We start from the raw sequence: 255 nt of genomic DNA, 5'->3' as shown, positions 1-255 counted from the left end.
CAGGGATAGGTCAGTGGGATAGCGTATGTCTGCCGGGGCGCAGGTGGCATCCAAGATAAGCTTGCCTTTGTTTGCCGGATATACTTCAAAGGAAGAAGCTTTATCCGGGTTATTGGATTCTTCCTCTACGGCTTTATTGCCACCCATGGGCGGCTTGGGCTTTTTATCATCGTCATTTTTCTTATCAGCTTCCTTGGCGGCACGGCAGATTTCTTCGTTGATTTCTTGTAGGGCTTCGGCACCGAAACGCTTGCG

General features: G+C 50.2%; 1 pseudogene. It reads right to left on the bottom strand.

Annotated features, from left to right (window positions below):
* Positions 1-255, bottom strand: a pseudogene (locus IT084_RS17920) (IS5/IS1182 family transposase); the annotation flags it as partial.

This window comes from Desulfallas sp. Bu1-1 (genome assembly GCF_015594625.1).
Lineage (GTDB): Bacteria > Bacillota > Desulfotomaculia > Desulfotomaculales > Desulfallaceae > JADNRQ01.
The sequence above is the reverse complement of the archived record's forward strand: the minus strand, read 5'-3'. Positions and strand labels throughout refer to the sequence as shown.